Origin of the sequence: Bacillus sp. KICET-3 (assembly GCF_033261025.1) — a bacterium.
Taxonomy (GTDB): domain Bacteria; phylum Bacillota; class Bacilli; order Bacillales; family Bacillaceae; genus Bacillus; species Bacillus sonorensis.
Genome location: NZ_CP137345.1, coordinates 3,842,738 through 3,860,677 on the forward strand (window position 1 = coordinate 3,842,738; position 17,940 = coordinate 3,860,677).

Below are 17,940 nucleotides of genomic sequence, written 5' to 3' on the forward strand. Positions count from 1 at the left end.
ACATGATCTATACATGCACGATGAATACCGCCATCGACCTGTTTGTGGAAACCGGTGATTTGCTTCCCGATATTGTCAACCGCACGACAGATGAAGATTACCAGCCTAACGGAAAAGGCGTCAATATTTCCTTTATGCTGAAGCGCCTCGGCCTCGACAATACGGCGCTCGGATTTACAGGGGGGTTTACAGGGCGCTTTATTGAAGATGAGCTGAAAAAAGAAAACATCGCAACCGATTTTGTAAAGGTTGACGGAATTTCCCGGATTAATATTTTTATCAACGCACACCGTGAATTCAAAATTGTCAACAAAGGACCGCTCATATCAGAAGAGCGGACACAGGAATTGATCCATAAAATTCGCGAGATTCCGCGGGGACGCATTTTATTTGTTTCCGGCAGCCTTCCAAAAGGCGTTCAGGAAGACATTTACCCGGCTTTGGCCAGTATTGCCGCCAAACGGGACTTAAAGCTGATTTTAGATATCAGCTCGCCCGCACTTCTCGACTGCCTTCCATACCGCCCTTACCTGATCAAACCGAATGAACAGGAACTGGCCGCATTTTTCAATATGAAGAAAGCGCTGTCAGAGGAGGAAATCGTCTATTACGGCCGGGAGCTTTTAGAGCGGGGGGCTGAACGGGTGCTCGTCACCCGCGGAAAGGACGGTGCGGTATATTTTGACCGCAATCAGACATTAAAGGTGACATCAGCCAAAGGCAGAGTCGTCAACACCGCGTGTGCGGGTGATGCCATGCTCGCGGTGTTCATCGGCAAACAGAAGCTCGGCATTCCTCTTGAAGACGCATTAAAGCAGGCGTCGGCCGCAGGAGCGCTGACGGCCTTTTCAAAAGGGCTCTGCGATTTGTCCAGACTCGATGATATCCTGCCGCAAATTCGGATCACTCATTTATAAAAAAGGGGGTTTTAACATGGCAAACATCAAAATCATTGCCGCGACCGGCTGTCCGACCGGAATCGCCCATACGTTTATGGCTGAAGAAGCTTTAAAACAAGCCGCAGCAAAGCTGGGCGTCGACATCAAAGTGGAAACCCACGGCCAGGTCGGCGTGCAAAACGAACTGTCGGCTGAGGACATTAAGCAGGCTGACGGGGTGATTATTGCGGCGGACAAGGATGTGGGCGCCGACCGTTTTATAGGCAAGCCTGTTCTTGACGTTCCCGTCGCCCGCGGAATTCGGGATGCGGAAGCACTGATTCAGACGCTGATCAATAAAAAAGCACCGATTTACGGCAAAAAGACAGCCGAAAAAACAGCGGAAGAAACAGACATCATCGAATCCGGGTCGGCCGGCCGGAAAATTTATAAACACCTGATGAACGGCGTCTCCCACATGCTTCCGTTCGTCGTCGGCGGAGGAGTGTTGATCGCGATCTCGTTTTTATTCGGCATTCATTCCGCTGATCCGAAACATCCAAGCTATAACGCGTTTGCCGAATTGCTAAACAAAACCGGCGCGTTCGGCTTCCAGCTGATGGTTCCGATCCTTTCGGCATATATCGCCGATTCAATGGCCAAACGCCCGGGCCTGATTGTCGGGTTTATCGGCGGAATGATCGCCAGTACGGGCGGAGCCGGCTTTTTAGGCGGAATTGTCTCCGGATTTTTAGCCGGGCTGATCATTTACGGCCTATCTTATGTACTGAAAAAAATGCCGCAGTCGCTTGAAGGATTAAAAGCGATCTTCCTTTATCCCGTCCTCGGCATCTTTCTGATCGGAGCCGTCATGTTCGTATTAGTGGAACCGATGACAGCGATCAATGAAGGCATGAAGCACTTTTTGGCCGACTTTCAAGGAGCGAGTCCCGTCATTCTCGGCCTCATCATCGGATGTATGAGCGCCTTCGACATGGGCGGACCAGTCAATAAAGCGGCATATGTCACGGGAACCGCGCTGCTTGCCGAAGGGAACCAGTATTTCATGGCCGGCGTCTCTGCCGCATGCATCACCCCGCCGCTCGTCATTGCATTTGCCACTTTGTTTTTCCGAAAATACTTCAGCCAGCAGGACCGGAATGCCGGGCTCGTCAATTTCATTCTCGGCGCCACTCACATCACAGAAGGCGCCATCCCGTTCGCCGCCAAAAAACCGATCCCTGTCATCCCGATTTTGATGATCGGTTCATCAGTATCAGCCATTTTAACGTATTCGTTCGGCGTTCAGGTGCCGGCCCCGCACGGCGGTTTCCTTGTCCTCCCAGTCGTCAACGGAGCATTTCAATGGGTCGTGTCGATTTTAATCGGTTCGCTCATCGGCGCTTTCTTGTACGGCTTATACCAAAAACGGGCATATGAAAAAATTGAGAAAGGCTGATCATTATGAGCACAACGATATTTGTAAAAAAAGAGCATATCTGCCTTCACGAAGAATTGTCATCGCAAGCTGAGGTCTTTGACAGACTGGCCGAAATCGCCTATGACTCTGGAATCGCAGCATCAAAGGAAGCGGTCGTAAACGGTTTGGCAAAAAGAGAAACGGAAAGCACGACCGGCTTTATCGACGGATTTGCCATCCCTCATACAAAGCTTGAGGACATAAAAGAAGCGGCCGTATTGATAATGAAAAACAAAACAGGTATTGAATGGAACGCTCTTGATCAGACACCGGTCACGTTCATCATTGCTTTATTTATACCTGATGCCGAGGCAAACAGCACGCATTTGCAACTGCTATCATCCCTGTCGCGCATGCTCGTTCATGACGATGTGAGACGGCAGCTGCTTGAGGCGGAAAGCCCTGAAGCCATTCAGCACACCATCTCAGCCTATATATCTTAATTCTTATGAAAGAAGGAATCGGAATGCTGACAAATACAAAAAAAATGCTGCTGGACGCGCAGGCAAACGGCTATGCGGTGCCAGCCTTCAACATTCACAATCTCGAAACCGTGCAGGCCGTGACCGAAACGGCGGAAGCTCTTAGGTCGCCCGTGATTCTTGCGGCGACCCCGGGAACATTCAGCTATGCCGGCCGCGACTACATCCAGGCGATCACAGAGACGGCTGCGGCGCGCTGCACGGTACCGGTCGCCCTTCATCTTGACCATCATGAGCACATCGATGATATTCGCGAATCATTGACATTGGGAACGAAATCCGTGATGATCGATGCGTCCCATCATCCATTCGCAGAAAATATCGCAATGACGAAAAAAGTCGTTCAGTATGCCCGGCAGAAAGACGCCACTGTTGAAGCGGAGCTCGGACGGCTTGGCGGACAGGAAGATGATCTTGTCGTGGATCAGGCTGATGCATATTACACTGATCCGGATGCGGCCAAGGAGTTTGTCGACAAAACCGGCATCGACTCATTGGCCGTTGCGATCGGCACGGCTCACGGCCTTTATTCTTCAGAGCCGAAAATCGATTTTGACCGGCTGGCCGAGATACAAAAACGCGTCTCGATCCCGCTGGTCCTGCACGGCGCATCAGGGATTCCCGAACAAGACGTCAGAAGGTGCATCAAACTGGGCTGCGCAAAGGTGAACATCGCGACAGAATTAAAAATTCCTTTTTCCGATAAGCTGCGCCATTATCTAAACGATCATCCCGAAGCGAGCGATCCGAGAAAATACATGGCTCCCGCCAAAGAAGCGATGAAAAAAATCGTCGAAGAAAAAATTTATATGTGTATGAGCAACGGAAGATATTAAACAGCAAAAGCCGGATGCCTCCTTTTGAAGGGCATCCGGCTTTCCGCCTGGAATACGAATCCATCTCCGCCGCAGGGCCGGCCGGGCGGATCGAACCACAGCCGGAAAATTACGATCCCGCTTCATCAGTCACAGATCGGCGCTGTTCCGTCTGTAAATCAATGCCATTCAGCCATCTTGAAACAGAAGGATTATGATGCGTGCATCTTCCATTCTGTTTCAAGATGTTTTCCGCTTTCAAAAAAATGAAAAGGATCCCTGGAAAACAAACCGGGGATCCTTTCCTCACATTATTCTGACTGATGGCTCGGATGCTGTTCATCCGGAGTGGAATTCTGGCCGGAAAAAATGCTGTACACGCCAATTACGAGTCCCACATAAACAACCGCCGAAACCGTCCAAATCAGCACTTTTCTGTTTTTCAAGACGGATTCCTCCAATCCAGTTTCACCTTTTGCAGCCTGAGCGCATTCAGAACGACCGATACCGAGCTGAACGCCATGGCGGCGCCGGCGAGCCACGGGGCTAAAAAGCCGAGGGCGGCGAATGGAATGCCGACACTGTTGTACGCGAACGCCCAGAACAGATTTTGTTTAATGTTTTTGATCGTGAGCTTGCTCATGGAGATCGCATCGGCGATGCTGTTTAAATCTCCGCGGATCAGGGTAATATCGGCGGCTTCCATAGCAACGTCGGCCCCTGTTCCGATGGCCATACCCGTGTCTGCCGCTGCTAAAGCCGGAGCATCATTGATGCCGTCGCCGACCATGGCGACTTTTTTTCCTTGCGCTTGAAGCTTTCTGATTTCTTCCGCTTTTCCTTCAGGCAGCACTTCGGCTACCACCCGCTCGATTCCCGCTTCGGCAGCGATCGCTTCTGCCGTCCGCCGGTTGTCTCCGGTAATCATGACGACGTCAAGCCCCATATCCTTGAGCCTTTCAACCGCCGCTTTCGACGTATCCTTGATCGTATCGGCCACGGCAATTAATCCCGCAAACCGGCCGTCAATTGCTGCAAGCATCGCCGTTTTCCCTTGTTTCTCAAGCTTCTCCATATTGCCAAGTACGTGGGAAATATCGATCCCGTGCTGTTCCAAAAGCCGTCTCGTACCAATCAAAACCTGCTTCTCATCAACAGCGGCTTCAATACCGTATCCGGGTATCGCTTCAAAGCGGCTCGGATCGTCCGGATCGATTCCTCTCTGCCTGATGCCTTCAACGATCGCTTCGGCAAGCGGATGCTCGGAATTTTTTTCCGCCGATCCGGCCAATGTGAGGAATTCCGTTTCATTCAGCCATGATTCGGGGCGTACATCTGTGAGCTGCGGCTTTCCGTTTGTGACTGTCCCCGTTTTATCAAGAATCACCGTGTCTAAGCGGTGAGCGGTCTCTAAGTGCTCTCCGCCTTTAAACAAAATGCCGTATTCGGCCGCCCGTCCCGAACCCGCCATTATCGAAGTCGGCGTTGCAAGCCCGAGCGCGCACGGACATGCGATGACAAGAACGGCGATCAGCTTTTCGAGCGCTGCGCCGAAATCGCCGGGATTCACGGCCAAATACCAGGCCACGAACGTTATGATGGCGATCGCGACGACAATCGGGACAAAAACACCTGAAATGCGGTCAGCAAGCCGCTGAATCGGCGCCTTTGACCCTTGCGCCTCTTCCACCACTTTAATAATTTGCGCCAATGCCGTGTCTTTTCCTACTTTTTCAGCTCTGATTTTCAAAAATCCGTTTTTATTGACCGTAGCGCCGATTACTTGATCTCCGACCGTTTTGTCGACGGGGATGCTTTCACCGGTAATCATCGATTCGTCCAAGGCTGAACGGCCTTCAACAATCTCTCCGTCCGCCGGAATTTTTTCGCCGGGTTTGACGTGCATGATATCGCCGGCCAGCACCTGTTCAATCGGCACGGTCATTTCTTCGCCGTTTCTGACGACGGTCGCAGTCTTTGCCTGAAGTCCCATCAGCTTTTTGATCGCATCAGATGAGCGGCCTTTCGCTTTAGCCTCAAACAGCTTCCCTAAAATAATCAACGTCAGCAGGATGGCGCTTGTTTCATAATAGAGGCCTTCTGGATGTCCATTGGTTCCGAGGCTGGCAATACTTAAATAAAGGCTGTAAAAATAGGCCGCCGACGTTCCGAGTGCGACGAGCACATCCATATTGGCGCTTTTGTTCCGCAGCGCTTTGTAAGCGCCGACGTAGAATTGTCTGCCGACAATAAATTGCACCGGGGTGGCCAACGCCAATTGCACCCACGCATTCATCAGCATATCAGGCAGCCAGATAAATGACGTGAATCTGAAATGGCTGACCATCGCCCACAGCAGCGGAAAAGACAAAATGGCGGAAAATATGAATTTTCCCGTCTGGTTTTGGATGTCTTTTTCCCTCTGCTCTGCCGCGCCGCCTTCGCTCTTATCTTCTTTTAATGTCAGCTTGTAGCCGAGCTTTTCAACAGCTTCTTGCATGTCGTCCACAGATGCGGCGCCTGGAAAATACTCGGCTGTCACCGTCTCAAGGGCAAAATTGACAGGTGCGCTTTTGACACCGGGCAGTTTATTGAGCCGCTTTTCGATCCGGTTTGCACAAGCCGCGCATGTCATCCCTAAAATCGCAAATTCCGCTTTTTCGGCCGCCACGCGGTAACCGAGCGACTCCACCTTATCAGCCAGCTGCCCGACATCAACGCGCACCGGATCGTAGGTGACTTTCGATTTTTCCAGCGCCAGATTCACATTGGCATCTTCAACCCCGTCAAGACGTTTTAAGCCTTTTTCAATCCGGGCCGCACATGCGGCGCATGTCATGCCTGATATTTGAAGAGTGGCTTCTTTTTGTTCACCCATATCCTTCACTCCTTATATACCCCCCATAGGTATATATTCTCGCAGAAAAAACCGCGCCCTTACAGCGCGTATTTTTCCCTAGTGAGCGACATCATACCCTTGATCCTCGATGACATCGACGATCTCTTTCAGTGATACTTTGTCTGCATCAAATGAAACGTCAACCTTTCCGCTTCCCAAATCCACTTTGACGGATTCAACGCCGCTCAATTTCCCGACGTTCCCTTCAACGGCCTGAACGCAATGGTTGCAGGACATTCCTTTCACATCAAGCGTTTTTTGTTCCATATTGAAAGCCTCCCAAGGTTTGATGATATTGATCAATTTCATATTACCATACCCCTGTAGGGTATTTCAAGAAAACATTCTTCTCATTAGTTCTTTTATGATTTTGAAAAGCGTTTAAACACGCCCAGCAGCTCTTCAATCGCTTCTTCGCCTTTGCCGCTTTGAATGGCGTCGGCCACGCAATGATGGGTATGATTTTCCAGCAGACTGAACGCCACCTTTTGCATGGCGGCTTGAACTGCGGAAATTTGAACGAGTATATCGACGCAGTAACGGTCGTTTTCAATCATGTTCTGAATGCCCCTGACCTGTCCTTCAATTCTTTTTAACCGGTTTGTAATTTGCTCCTTTTCCTTTGAGCTTTTGGGGTTCAGCATATGTTCTTCATGATGTGCTGTCATTGGAACACCTCTCTTTCTTACATGGCGGTAATATCATTATAAAATGTAAACAGAATGATGTCTAAAAAAGATAACCCCGAGCAGATGGGGTCATCTTCTGTATTATTTCAGCGCTTTGAAAAATTCTCTCATGAATTCCGGAAGGTTGGACCAGTCATGCCCTGAGACAAGGTTTCCGTCAACATGCAGCTTTTCTTCAATATAGGTAGCGCCTGACGCTTCAACTTCAGGCTTGCACGCAATGTAAGCGGTCAGCTCGCGTCCTTTCAGATGTTCTCTCAGACTGGTGAAAATCAGGCTCGCATGACAAATGGCGCCGACCGGTTTATTTTCCTCAAAGAAATGGGCGACGATCTTTAATAATGAGTCATACATCCGAATGAATTCGGGAGCGCGTCCGCCCGGGATGATAAGGCCGTCGTATTCTGATGGATCAACCTCATCAAATGATGCGTGCGCCTCGATTAAATAGCCCGGTTTTTCGGTGTATGTATCCCAATCTAAGAAGTCATGAACGACCGTATGGAGCTTTTTCTTTTTCGGCGCCGCAATCGTCACCTCAAAGCCTTCTTCCAGACAACGGTAATAAGGGTAATACACTTCAAGCGCTTCAACTGCGTCACCCGTTACAATCAGTACCTTTTTCGCCATCCAAAACATCTCCCTTTTTTTAGTCTACCCTTTTATTGTATCCGATTCAGGCCTTCTTTTAAAACCAAGCGCTCGGAGCTCTTTTAGCCGACAATCGTCACCGCCTCCGTTTTTTCCTTCAATGCGGCCAGCGATTCTTCATCAATGCCTGAATCGGTAATCACCACGTGCCCGTCATGAAGCTGATCGATTTGCGAAAACGCCCGTTTTCCAAATTTGCTGCTGTCCGCCATAATAACCGTCTGATCGGCGATATCGATCATCCGCTTTTTCAGAAGGGCCTGCCATTCATTTGAATCGCTCAACCCCTTTGCAGGATCAACCCCTTTGCAGGAAAGGAAAGTTTTGTTCACATGGTACATCTCAAGGGAACGCTCCGCCAACGGGCCGACAAATGACATGGATTGCGGAAGCAGCATTCCTCCGGTGGAGATGACCGTGATTTTATCCTTTTTGCTAAGCTCCATCGCCACTCTGACCGAATTCGTAATGACGGTGAGGGGAATGTTTTCAAGCGTTTTTGCCATATACCACGCCGTCGTGCTGGCATCGAGAATGATGCGTTCTCCGCTTTCGACAAGCTTGACCGCTTCATAGGCAATCATCTTTTTTTCGAGGACATTCGTAATTTCGCGCTCCCGAAAGTGCACTTCCGCTTCTTCCGTTTGCACGCTGACTGCTCCTCCGTGGCTTCTTTTCAGCTTGTTTTCCTTTTCAAGCTTTTCCAAATCGCGCCTGATCGTTTCCTCTGTGACAGAAAATAGCTCGCTTAACTCTGTGACGCGTACGCTCGAGCGCAGATTGACTAGTTCGACGATTTTTTGGTGTCTTTCAGCTACAAGCATCCGTTTACTTCCTTCCTCTACGTAAAAATCACTGTTTCTTCCATCATAGCGCATAAGCGCTAAACCGGGAAATGTTTTTAATGTGTCCGGCCGGAAAGAGCGCCCAAAATATGCGCCTTAAAATGTTTGTACGCTTTATCCCAGGCCGGCGCATCTTCAGGCTCGTATGTTTGTTGAGAAAAGGATCTGCGAATGGCATGCCGCGCTTCCTGAACATCCCAAAACAAATCGAGCGCGAGAGCCTGAACCGCTATATTGCCGATTGCGCTCGCTTCAGAGGGGCCCGCCCATACCTTTCTCGCCAACACATTCGCTGTATATTGGCAAAGCAGTTCATTATGAATGCCTCCCCCAACCATATGAAGACCTTCATATTCCTTTCCTGTCATAGCTTCCATCCGTTCAAGCGCAAAGCGGTATGTCAGCGCGAGACTTTCCAGCACACAGCGGATGATCTCTCCAGGCGTTTCCGGGACGTTTTGATTGGTCTTTCGGCAGTAGCCCTGGATCGCCTCTGGCATATTGACGGGATTGAGAAACATGCCATCATCCGGGTCGATCAATGATGCAAACGCGTCCGCCCGCGCGGCCTGCTTCACAAGCTCCCCGCTCGTATACCGTTTTCCGTCTTTCTCCCAATCAGCCTGGCAGCGCTGGAAAATCCACAGTCCCATAATGTTTTTCAGAAAACGGAAGGTACCCCCGACACCGCCTTCATTTGTAAAATTCCAAGCAAGCGCCTGTTTGGTCATAAGAGGCGCTTCAAGCTCAGTCCCGATCAAAGACCAAGTTCCGCAAATCAAGTAAGCGAATTCTTTTGACTCAGCGGGAACACCGACAACAGCCGATGCCGTATCATGCTCTCCGACTGCGATGACAGGCGCCGCCGGAACACCCAATTCTTCACATACGGACGGCGACAGGCGCCCCGCTTCACTTCCGGGTGTTAGAATGTCTTTTGCGAAAATCGCGTCCGGCAGGCCAAGGCTGCTGATAAGCTCCCAATCCCAGCCGGAGGTTTTCGGGTTGAACAGCTGGGTTGTCGTGGCATTCGTAAATTCGCTTTTTTTCTCGCCTGTCAAAAAGTAGCGCAGCAAATCGGGAATCATTAACAGCGTCTCAGCCCGTTCCAAAAGAGGCGAATTTGCTTTTTTCAGCGCATAAAGCTGATAAATGGTATTGAAAGGCAGGAGCTGAATGCCCGTATGTGAAAATATCTTTTCCTTGCCGAGATCACTCAATACTTCTTCCATCATTCCGTCGGTATGAGGGTCCCGGTAATGATAAGGATTGCCCAAGAGCTCTCCGTTTCGATCGAGGAGGCCGAAATCGACCGCCCAGGAATCAATCCCGATGCAGCTGATTCGGCCGCAATCGTTTTTCGCCTTCAAGATGCCTTGCTTGATTTCATGAAAGAGGCGGAGAATATCCCAACATAGATGCTGTCCCGCCTGTACGGGCTGGTTTGGAAAGCGGTGGATTTCCTTCGCTTTGATCAGGCCGCCGTCAACATGCCCGCTAAAGGCTCTGCCGCTTCCCGCCCCCAAATCGAAAGCCAGGATCGTCACCAGCTTGCACCGCCTTTGCCGCGCGACAGGATTTTTTCGGCATATCCGCTTTCTTGATAAGCTTTCAGGGGTTCAGCCGGAACGTTCATCTCTTCGCGTACGGCATATAGAAGCGGTCTTACGTCGATTTCAAATGCTTCACGCACGGCCGCCTCACAAGCGAGCACATCTTGACGCTCCTGCGCTTTTTTGACGTCCTCATAATTGATGAGGAGCGCTTTGGCATAGTATGTCTGCACATCCAGTTGCATACCGAACGGTCGGAACCGATCAGGTTGGAACGGTATACGAGCTCATCTAACCCAGGCGTCAATGCTGCCGCTTGCTCATCAGACCACAAATATTTCACCATACGAACCACTCCGTTTGCTTTTGTTTATTTTTGAATATGCTTGTTTATAGAGTAGCATATCTTGTTTTTTGTAAGCGCTTTTTTGCAAATATCATTTTTAAATCTGCCTGAGAAACATATTCCACAGCCAAAAAAAGGTTGAAATTCCCCTCTTCATCTTTTAATATATAAATTCATGTTTTTTTAAGGAGGGATGATTCAATGAACAGAAAACACAATGTACCAGTCAAGCTGATCATTATAATGTTTATGATTTGCACGTTTTCCATCGGCTTTACGGAATACGTCGTCATGGGCATTTTAACTTCTATTTCAAAGGATCTCTCTGTACCGATTTCATCCACCGGACTGCTGGTTACGGCTTACGCAGGAAGCGTCTGTCTGACAGGGCCGATTGTGACGATCCTCTCGGTAAAGCTGCCGCGGAAGCCGGTATTGCTCGGGTTGATGGGGATCTTTGTTTTGGCCAATACGCTCAGTATATTCGCGCCAAACTTTACGGTTTTATTGATATCCAGAATTTTATCCGCATCCGTTCATGGAGCATTTTTTGCGACGACAATGGTATTCGTCAGTGAAATGGTGCCGCCTGAAAAAAGGGCCGCCGCTGCAGCCTCAATGAATGGCGGATTAACCATCGCTTTGATGCTCAGTGTTCCGTTCGGCTCTTATTTAGGAGACCTTTTCAGCTGGCGGACTGTCTTTTTAATAATCGCGATTCTCGGTCTCATCGGCTTCACCGGAATCGCCCTGACCGTGCCGCATAAAAAACCAAAAGTCGTTCCGAAACTGATCCATGAATGGAGTGTGTTTAAAAATAAACAAGTTCTCTATTCCTTTGCCATCACGATATTCGGCTACTCCGGCGTGTTTATCGCCTATACCTTCATTGAACCGATGCTGAGGCACTCAGCCGGTTTCGGGAGCCTCGGCATTACAGCTGCTCTTTTCGCATATGGCTTCGGCGGTGTCGTCGGCAATTTTTATGCAGGAAAAGTGCCGTTCCATCTGCTGACCCGCTCAATGATCGGGGTGATGATCACGTTGATGTGCATTCTTGCCGTCTTTCCGCTTGCAGCCGGACATCCGGCAGGCGCCATTATGATGACCTTTTTATTCGGAGCGGGCGCGTTCGGAACAGTCCCGCTCTTACAAACCAAAGTCGTCGCCGGATCTGAGCACGGAACAACGATTGCGACTTCGGTCAGCATTGCCGCTTTCAACCTGGCCAACGCGCTTGGCGCTTGGATCGGAGGCATTATTCTCAATGCGTCCAAATCGTACACCTATCTCGCCACAGGCGGCGCGCTGATGACCACCCTCGGACTGATGCTGACGATGTTCGCTTATGCATCAGAGAAACGGCAAGTGAAAGAAGTTTGGGAATAGCGTTCAAATCAAAAAGCTCCACATTCGGATCATGTGGAGCTTTTTTTTATCACATCATTTTCATGGATAACGGTCCTGTCCTCTCCTCTAAAAACATAGGCAGGCTTTGTTCCGATGACCTGTATCCCGGTGTCTTCAACCAAAATGGCTGTTTCTTCAGGCAATGATATCACCGGCGTGTCATATTGTTTCATAAATGCTTTGATCAGCGGGTCATCTTCATGATGGTAGTGGCACCAAATCGAATACTCGTCCGTAAGGCCCAAACCGTTAACATCTCTTATTCCCGCATCGTTATCATCCATATGCGAACAGGTCATGATATTTTTCCCGAATATGATAGCGCCCGCACTTCCGCCGTAGATGATTCCCCCTTGTTCCACATAGTCTTTTAAAATATCGATAAAACGGGTGTCAGTCACGTGTTTCAACAGACGAAATGTATTTCCGCCGCCGATGTATACAGCCGAAAACTCCTTCAAATCCCGGATGCTCTTGCCTTTAAGATTCGTCCACATGATGATGTCGTGTAAGCCTAACGGCTGGAAGACGCCCTGTATCCACCGAAAACAATCTGGAAAACGGGAGGCATCCATCGCAGCGGGAATATACAGTAAAGGCTTCTCTTTATCGATTTCCTCTGCAAAACGCTGATCTATTGTACGAGTCTGTTCCCTATCTCCGCCTCCGGAAAGAAACAATTTCCGCATAATACCACCTCATTTCACCAGCTTATGACGAACGGACAGTTTTTTTGCTTTGTTTGTGTATACCTTTTGAGCCGCTTTTTTTCCCGATCACCATCTGCATCACCAGGACAACGGCCCCATACAGCACTCCAAAACAGCAAAAAACGAAAACCGAAGGCAGCCTTTCCAGGAAAAATGCCGATATCATCGGGCCGCAGGCCATTCCAGTATATCTGATAAAGTTAAACATCCCTAACGCACTGCCCCTGCTCTCCTCAAATTCGTTTGCCATCATCGTGGAGAACAGAGGCGGGATAAGCCCCATCGTCATGCCGAACAGGATCAAAGCGATCGACATAAAAAACAGCGATGTTGAATGGGTGAAGCTAAAAAAGACAATGCTGCCGGCTGACGTGAGGTTGCCCCACAAAAACAGGTGTCTGAGCGCTACCTTCTTTTGTATCCATTTAAACACAATGCTCCCGGCAATCGTACTGACCGCGATCGGCAAATAAAGCAAACCGACAATGTTCAAATCAAGATGATAGCTGTCCGTTAATAAAATCGGCAAATAAACGACAACGGAAAAATAAACGAGAAAAATGAGAAAGCCTAGTATTAACACTGCGTTTCCCGACCTGTTTGTAAAGATGGCCTTGTAGTGGGCTACTAGTTTCCCTGCGTTCAAATTTGCTTTCTCCCTTCTTTCTTCGCGGGGAAAGTAGAGCGCATTTGCCAAAAGCAATATGACGGAAAGCCCGGTCAGAAGCCAAAAAATGCCCGGGTAATTGTAGCGTTCACCGATAAAACCGCCAAGTATCGGCGCCGCTGCCGGAGCTACGGAAAGCAGCATTTGATAAGTCCCCATCGCACTGCCCCGCTTCGTTCCTTCAAATAAGCCGCCGATTGTCGTTGCTGCAATAAGAGGCAGCGCTGCTGTTCCCACCGCTTGAAGCACTCTGAACATCAGAAACAGCGTGAAATCCTGAGAGGCGGCGCAGCCGATGCTGGCGATGACGGTTAAGCCGATGCTTGCCAGCATCACAAACCTCGCGCCTTTAACATCAACAATCGAGCCCAAAATAATCTGCATCACCGCCGTAATAAAAATAAAGATGGAAACTGACAGATTCACCATCGAAACCGAAACATGAAACGAATCTCTGATTAAAGGAATAATCGGTGAATAAACATTTTGATTTAACGATGCAAAAAATGCACTGATACACACTAAGTACAAAATGAATGAAGAACTTGATTTCAAGGGCTTCAATTTAAAAACGCCTGCCTTTATTTGATTGAATCTGCGGGCTGAAAAAATCCGCGGCGGCGTGACGCATGGCCCGCTCTGAAACGCCGCCATCGTCCGGTCGATGTCCAACCATCACATATGCTTAGACCATTCGCCTAAAAACCGGATAACGGTCTCCAGCTCCGCTTCTGAAAATTGTTCAAACAATGCGATATAGCGTTTTTTTGCAATCTCATGCATGCGGTCATGGACCGCTGCCAGTTTTTCGCCTTCCTCTGTCAGCGTATAATACAATTCTTTGTTGTTGTTCGGCTTTTTGCGGGACTCGATCATACCGTGCTTCAGCAAAACGGTTGTCGCTTTTGTGATCGCCGCTTTGGAAACGTGCAGCTTTTCGGCAAGATAAGCGTTGTTGACCAAGGATTGGCCGTCATTGATTAAAGAAACGATGTGCAGTTGTGTGATCGTCCAATGCTGAGGCAGGTTTTCTTCGCCTTTTAAAGCTTCCTTCGCGAGTTCCTGCTGTACATGCTGCGTCCGCTTTTCCCGATTGAGGATAAAATCCTGAACGGCTTGAAATGCCTGTTCATAAATGCTGTTTTCCACTTTATTCATCCCTTTCTATTTTTGTTAACCAGTTAACTAAAATATAGTTTACCAGTTAACAATAATATTAGCAAGGAAAAAAGCATATTCCACGGGATGATGACCGCAAAATATGCTTTTAGAGATTTAATGATAAAACTGTTTTTCCACCCGGAAAGCGGTTTGAGATCCTGTTAGTGATAGCCCAATGGTTTGCCAAAGGCAAGCCCCGCTATATACATGTGAGCCGCATTGTACAGGCTCCTCTCTCTTCCATGTTCCGCAAGGACGGCCGGAATGATTACCGATTTCCCAGGCTCTGCTTCTTCTCTTCCACGAATCGGTCAACGGCTTCTAAAGCACGCCGCACTCCGCCTGAGTGTTGAAAACTGTCCTTAATCTTCCGAATACCTTGCAAATAGGCTGCATTTTCCACAGCTTCATTTACAGCTTCCTTCAATGTATCAGCGTTCACATCGTCCTCTGATAGTGTGTAGCCTGCCCCAAGCTCGGCTAGACGTGCGGCGACAACAGGCTGATCTTTATCATGCGGAATCACGACAAGCGGGACTTCGTAATGAATCGCTTCATTCACACTGTTCATTCCGCCATGAGTGATAAAGACGTCGGCTTGCTGCAGTACCTCTAATTGGGGTACATAAGAAGAAATGATAAAATGGCCGGGCGCCTCTTTCAGCCGGCTTTGATCAGCCCTTTCTCCGGCGGCGATGACAACCTTCCCTTGAAAATCGGAGAATGCATCAATACACGTATTGAAAAAGGCTTCTTTGTTGTCGAGAACAGTCCCCATTGAAATATAAAGGACCCGTTCTCCGCGGAGAGTTTCCACCTGAAAGCCGCGGCGCGAATCTTTCCGCTCCGGAAAGCTCGGACCGATAAAAACATACTCATCACCGTACTGACCGCTGTCAGGCTGAAAATAACGGCTTGTATACACGATATTCAATTCGCCGTCATTTCTCATAAATTGCGCCGGGCTGTCCACTACTACGCCAAATTGGTCCTCAATCTCGCGTATCAGACGTTCAACCTCCGGATTTCCTTGAGCCGCTTTGATCGGACCGTGTTTTTTCATAAACTCTTCAGAAAACAAAAATGACGAGGATGAGGAGATTCCCGGAATCCCTAAATAATCCCGCGCAAGCTTTCCAGCGCCGAACGTATCATAATAAACAAAATCAAATTCGATCTGTTCAGCCAATTCTTTGACGATCGACAACGTATCTTTAGCAATCTGAATCATGATTTTCAGCACCGAATCCACGCCTTTAAGCTGCTTCATGAAATCGGGCTGAAGATGGACATGGACGCCGAGCGCTTCAAGCCTTTCTTTAAACTTCTCGGTCGTAACGTAGTGAACATTGTCCCCTCTTTCAGCGAAAGCCTTCGCGATACCAAGGGTAGGATTGACATGGCCTTCGGCCGGAACATTGATCATCAAAATATTCGCCATCATTTCACACTCCTTTATTCTAAAAATTCTACATGTAAAAAACGGTAAAAGTCCACTAACTAAAGTCTGAACTCATGGGGGAATTTAGCAGGAATTGAAAGCCTTAAGGTTTGTTCATCAAGGTAAACAGGGTACAATAAATACGTACAGCAATACATAGAAAACATACGGGAGGAGAATGAAGTTGGACAGAATTCGCACGGGGTTATTGGGCTACGGGCTGTCAGGTTCAGTTTTTCATGCCCCTTTATTATCGGTCTTAGAAGAATTCGACATCAAAAAAGTGATGACTTCGAGAAAAGAGCAGGTAAATAGTGAAATTCCGGAAGCGGAAGCGGTCAGCTCAATTGAAGACATCACAGGCGACCCGAACATTGATCTGGTGATTGTCACGATGCCGAGCGGCCTTCATTTTGAAGCGGCTAAAGAATGCCTTCTCGCCGGAAAGCACGTCGTCTTGGAAAAACCGATGACAGCGACGGCTGAAGAAGCGGAAGAGCTGATTCATTTGGCCACAGAAAAAGGCGTACTTCTCAGTGTATATCACAACAGGCGATGGGATAACGACTTTTTGACGATCAAACAGCTGATCAGCGAAGGCCGGCTCGGAGACATCAATACATTCCACGCCTCCTATGACCGCTATCGGCCAAATGTCAGACAGCGCTGGAGAGAGCAAAAAGGACCGGGGTCCGGAGCGCTATATGATTTGGGGTCACACCTGATTGATCAGGTTCTCCATCTATTCGGCATGCCTGAAGCCGTTACCGCTCAAGTGGCAGCTCAAAGGGACGGTGCAGAAACAGATGATTATTTCCACATCGTACTCCACTACGGCAAACTGCAGGCGATTCTCCATTCGGGTTCGATCGTCCCGGCAAACGGACCGCGCTACCAGGTTCACGGCCAAAAAGGAAGCTTTATCAAATACGGCATTGACAGCCAGGAAGATGCGCTCAGAGCGGGGCAAAAACCAAGCGGCGAATCGTGGGGAGCCGATCTTCCGGAGCACTACGGGGAGTTGACCGTTGTCGAAGGGGAAGAGGTCAAAACAGAAACCGTGAAAACGCTGCCAGGTTCTTATGTAACGTATTACCAAGAGCTCGCTGCAAGTATCCTCAAAGGCGGCAAACTGCCCGTCACAGCCGAGGAAGGCCTTGCCGTCATCCGGATTATCGAAGCGGCCAGGGAAAGCAGCGAATTGAAAAAGACCGTTTTGCTCAATAAATAATCAAAGCCGCGGGCGCCTTCCCGCGGCTCTTTTAAAATGTCCGGCCCAATTCTTTCGCGCGGGCGATCGCATTCTTTTTGATTTCTTCTGCTTTATCAGGCTCTGCATTATGGCCTTCAATAAACAGGCCTTCAAACGACGGAACACCGAAAAACTGCATCATGATGCTGATATAGCGGTGGCCCATTTCCAGCTCGGCAGCGGGCCCTTCCGAATAATAGCCGCCCCGCGCCTGAATATGAAGCGCTTTTTTATCGGTCAACAGGCCGATTGGGCCCTGTTCCGTGTATTTAAAGGTCTTGCCCGCAACAGCGACCGAATCAAAATAAGCTTTCATCACAGGAGGAAAAGAGAAATTCCACAGAGGTGTGACAAATACATATTGATCAGCTTCCACGAATTGCTCGCTCAGCTCATTCAGGCGGCCGACTTTGGCTTTTTCGCTTTCTGAAAGCTCTTCAAAGCCCTTTCCCGATTGAAGCTTCCCCCATCCGCTGAATACATCCGCATCGATCTGCGGAATGTTTTCGCGATAAAGGTCAAGGTGGATCACTTCATCATCAGGATGAGCTTCTTTGTACGATTCGATAAACGCTTTCCCCGCCGCCATACTGTATGATGTTTTTTCATCATGGGGATGCGCCGTAATATAAAGAGTTTTCGTCATGTCTGAAACCTGCCT

At 48.9% G+C, this 17,940-nt stretch carries 19 protein-coding genes and 1 pseudogene; 7 read left to right on the forward strand and 13 right to left on the reverse strand.

The window, feature by feature from the left end; genetic code table 11:
• Positions 1–2: 2 nt before the first annotated feature.
• The 5 genes from pfkB to R5H20_RS19715 are packed head-to-tail and all read left to right on the forward strand — an operon-like array spanning position 3 to position 3,873.
• On the forward strand, positions 3–917 hold the full coding sequence (gene pfkB, locus R5H20_RS19695) for a 1-phosphofructokinase (protein WP_006639089.1): 915 nt from the start codon (positions 3–5) through the stop codon (positions 915–917).
• Between the two features lie 16 nt (positions 918–933).
• Positions 934–2,337, forward strand: coding sequence for a PTS fructose transporter subunit IIC (locus tag R5H20_RS19700; protein WP_006639090.1), 1,404 nt, complete (start codon positions 934–936; stop codon positions 2,335–2,337).
• A 5-nt stretch (positions 2,338–2,342) separates the two neighbouring features.
• A complete protein-coding gene (locus tag R5H20_RS19705; protein ID WP_006639091.1) occupies positions 2,343–2,801 on the forward strand; it encodes a PTS sugar transporter subunit IIA in 459 nt (152 codons plus the stop codon).
• A 23-nt stretch (positions 2,802–2,824) separates the two neighbouring features.
• Complete coding sequence (locus tag R5H20_RS19710; RefSeq protein WP_006639092.1) at positions 2,825–3,676, forward strand: tagatose bisphosphate family class II aldolase; 852 nt, start codon at positions 2,825–2,827, stop codon at positions 3,674–3,676.
• 14 nt (positions 3,677–3,690) lie between these two features.
• A complete protein-coding gene (locus tag R5H20_RS19715; RefSeq protein ID WP_141231089.1) occupies positions 3,691–3,873 on the forward strand; it encodes a hypothetical protein in 183 nt (60 codons plus the stop codon).
• Positions 3,874–3,966: 93 nt separating this feature from the next.
• Here R5H20_RS19715 and R5H20_RS19720 read toward each other — a convergent pair whose 3' ends face one another.
• From R5H20_RS19720 to R5H20_RS19755, 8 genes and pseudogenes are all read right to left on the reverse strand, one after another.
• A complete protein-coding gene (locus R5H20_RS19720) occupies positions 3,967–4,101 on the reverse strand; it encodes a hypothetical protein (RefSeq protein ID WP_006639094.1) in 135 nt (44 codons plus the stop codon).
• A complete protein-coding gene (locus tag R5H20_RS19725) occupies positions 4,098–6,533 on the reverse strand; it encodes a heavy metal translocating P-type ATPase (protein WP_006639095.1) in 2,436 nt (811 codons plus the stop codon). Before R5H20_RS19725 ends, R5H20_RS19720 begins: the two co-directional genes overlap by 4 nt.
• A 78-nt stretch (positions 6,534–6,611) precedes the next feature.
• Positions 6,612–6,821: a copper chaperone CopZ gene (gene copZ / locus R5H20_RS19730; protein WP_006639096.1), complete on the reverse strand. Its 210-nt coding sequence runs from the start codon at positions 6,819–6,821 to the stop codon at positions 6,612–6,614.
• Positions 6,822–6,916: 95 nt separating this feature from the next.
• Entirely contained in the window at positions 6,917–7,222 is a 306-nt protein-coding gene (csoR, locus tag R5H20_RS19735) for a copper-sensing transcriptional repressor CsoR (protein WP_006639097.1), read from the reverse strand.
• Positions 7,223–7,324: 102 nt separating this feature from the next.
• A complete protein-coding gene (locus R5H20_RS19740) occupies positions 7,325–7,873 on the reverse strand; it encodes a DJ-1/PfpI family protein (RefSeq protein WP_006639098.1) in 549 nt (182 codons plus the stop codon).
• 83 nt (positions 7,874–7,956) lie between these two features.
• Entirely contained in the window at positions 7,957–8,718 is a 762-nt protein-coding gene (locus R5H20_RS19745) for a DeoR/GlpR family DNA-binding transcription regulator (protein ID WP_006639099.1), read from the reverse strand.
• A gap of 77 nt (positions 8,719–8,795) precedes the next feature.
• Positions 8,796–10,286, reverse strand: coding sequence for a rhamnulokinase (locus R5H20_RS19750; protein WP_006639100.1), 1,491 nt, complete (start codon positions 10,284–10,286; stop codon positions 8,796–8,798).
• A pseudogene (locus R5H20_RS19755) lies at positions 10,283–10,531 on the reverse strand (sugar isomerase); the annotation flags it as partial. The gene R5H20_RS19750 and the pseudogene R5H20_RS19755, both read right to left, overlap by 4 nt.
• 308 nt (positions 10,532–10,839) lie before the next feature.
• On the opposite strand from R5H20_RS19755, the gene R5H20_RS19765 reads away from it, so the two are divergent.
• Positions 10,840–12,027, forward strand: a complete 1,188-nt coding sequence (locus R5H20_RS19765; RefSeq protein ID WP_006639102.1) for an MFS transporter — start codon at positions 10,840–10,842, stop codon at positions 12,025–12,027.
• 29 nt (positions 12,028–12,056) lie between these two features.
• Here the strand turns inward: R5H20_RS19765 and R5H20_RS19770 are convergent, their stop codons facing one another.
• The 4 genes from R5H20_RS19770 to R5H20_RS19785 all read right to left on the reverse strand — a co-directional run bounded on the left by R5H20_RS19770 (position 12,057) and on the right by R5H20_RS19785 (position 16,030).
• Positions 12,057–12,737, reverse strand: a complete 681-nt coding sequence (locus R5H20_RS19770) for a peptidase E (protein WP_006639103.1) — start codon at positions 12,735–12,737, stop codon at positions 12,057–12,059.
• 22 nt (positions 12,738–12,759) lie between these two features.
• A complete protein-coding gene (locus R5H20_RS19775; protein WP_040348628.1) occupies positions 12,760–13,989 on the reverse strand; it encodes an MFS transporter in 1,230 nt (409 codons plus the stop codon).
• Between the two features lie 111 nt (positions 13,990–14,100).
• Entirely contained in the window at positions 14,101–14,574 is a 474-nt protein-coding gene (locus tag R5H20_RS19780; protein WP_006639105.1) for a MarR family transcriptional regulator, read from the reverse strand.
• A gap of 280 nt (positions 14,575–14,854) precedes the next feature.
• On the reverse strand, positions 14,855–16,030 hold the full coding sequence (locus R5H20_RS19785; protein ID WP_029419536.1) for a macrolide family glycosyltransferase: 1,176 nt from the start codon (positions 16,028–16,030) through the stop codon (positions 14,855–14,857).
• A gap of 175 nt (positions 16,031–16,205) precedes the next feature.
• On the opposite strand from R5H20_RS19785, the gene R5H20_RS19790 reads away from it, so the two are divergent.
• The gene (locus R5H20_RS19790) at positions 16,206–17,258 is read left to right on the forward strand and encodes an oxidoreductase (protein WP_034326662.1); all 1,053 of its coding nucleotides are present in this window, start codon (positions 16,206–16,208) and stop codon (positions 17,256–17,258) included.
• A gap of 31 nt (positions 17,259–17,289) precedes the next feature.
• Here the strand turns inward: R5H20_RS19790 and R5H20_RS19795 are convergent, their stop codons facing one another.
• Positions 17,290–17,925 carry an FMN-dependent NADH-azoreductase gene (locus R5H20_RS19795; protein ID WP_006639108.1) on the reverse strand — a complete coding sequence of 212 codons (636 nt, stop codon included), beginning with the start codon at positions 17,923–17,925 and terminating at the stop codon, positions 17,290–17,292.
• Positions 17,926–17,940: the final 15 nt, after the last annotated feature.

Coding starts and splice junctions, on each gene's coding strand:
- pfkB (WP_006639089.1), top strand. CDS start 3: ATGATCTATACATGCACGATGAATACCGCCATCGACCTGTTTGTGGAA.
- R5H20_RS19700 (WP_006639090.1), top strand. CDS start 934: ATGGCAAACATCAAAATCATTGCCGCGACCGGCTGTCCGACCGGAATC.
- R5H20_RS19705 (WP_006639091.1), top strand. CDS start 2,343: ATGAGCACAACGATATTTGTAAAAAAAGAGCATATCTGCCTTCACGAA.
- R5H20_RS19710 (WP_006639092.1), top strand. CDS start 2,825: ATGCTGACAAATACAAAAAAAATGCTGCTGGACGCGCAGGCAAACGGC.
- R5H20_RS19715 (WP_141231089.1), top strand. CDS start 3,691: ATGCCTCCTTTTGAAGGGCATCCGGCTTTCCGCCTGGAATACGAATCC.
- R5H20_RS19725 (WP_006639095.1), bottom strand. CDS start 6,533: ATGGGTGAACAAAAAGAAGCCACTCTTCAAATATCAGGCATGACATGC.
- copZ (WP_006639096.1), bottom strand. CDS start 6,821: ATGGAACAAAAAACGCTTGATGTGAAAGGAATGTCCTGCAACCATTGC.
- csoR (WP_006639097.1), bottom strand. CDS start 7,222: ATGACAGCACATCATGAAGAACATATGCTGAACCCCAAAAGCTCAAAG.
- R5H20_RS19740 (WP_006639098.1), bottom strand. CDS start 7,873: ATGGCGAAAAAGGTACTGATTGTAACGGGTGACGCAGTTGAAGCGCTT.
- R5H20_RS19745 (WP_006639099.1), bottom strand. CDS start 8,718: ATGCTTGTAGCTGAAAGACACCAAAAAATCGTCGAACTAGTCAATCTG.
- R5H20_RS19765 (WP_006639102.1), top strand. CDS start 10,840: ATGAACAGAAAACACAATGTACCAGTCAAGCTGATCATTATAATGTTT.
- R5H20_RS19770 (WP_006639103.1), bottom strand. CDS start 12,737: ATGCGGAAATTGTTTCTTTCCGGAGGCGGAGATAGGGAACAGACTCGT.
- R5H20_RS19785 (WP_029419536.1), bottom strand. CDS start 16,030: ATGATGGCGAATATTTTGATGATCAATGTTCCGGCCGAAGGCCATGTC.
- R5H20_RS19790 (WP_034326662.1), top strand. CDS start 16,206: ATGAAGTTGGACAGAATTCGCACGGGGTTATTGGGCTACGGGCTGTCA.
- R5H20_RS19795 (WP_006639108.1), bottom strand. CDS start 17,925: ATGACGAAAACTCTTTATATTACGGCGCATCCCCATGATGAAAAAACA.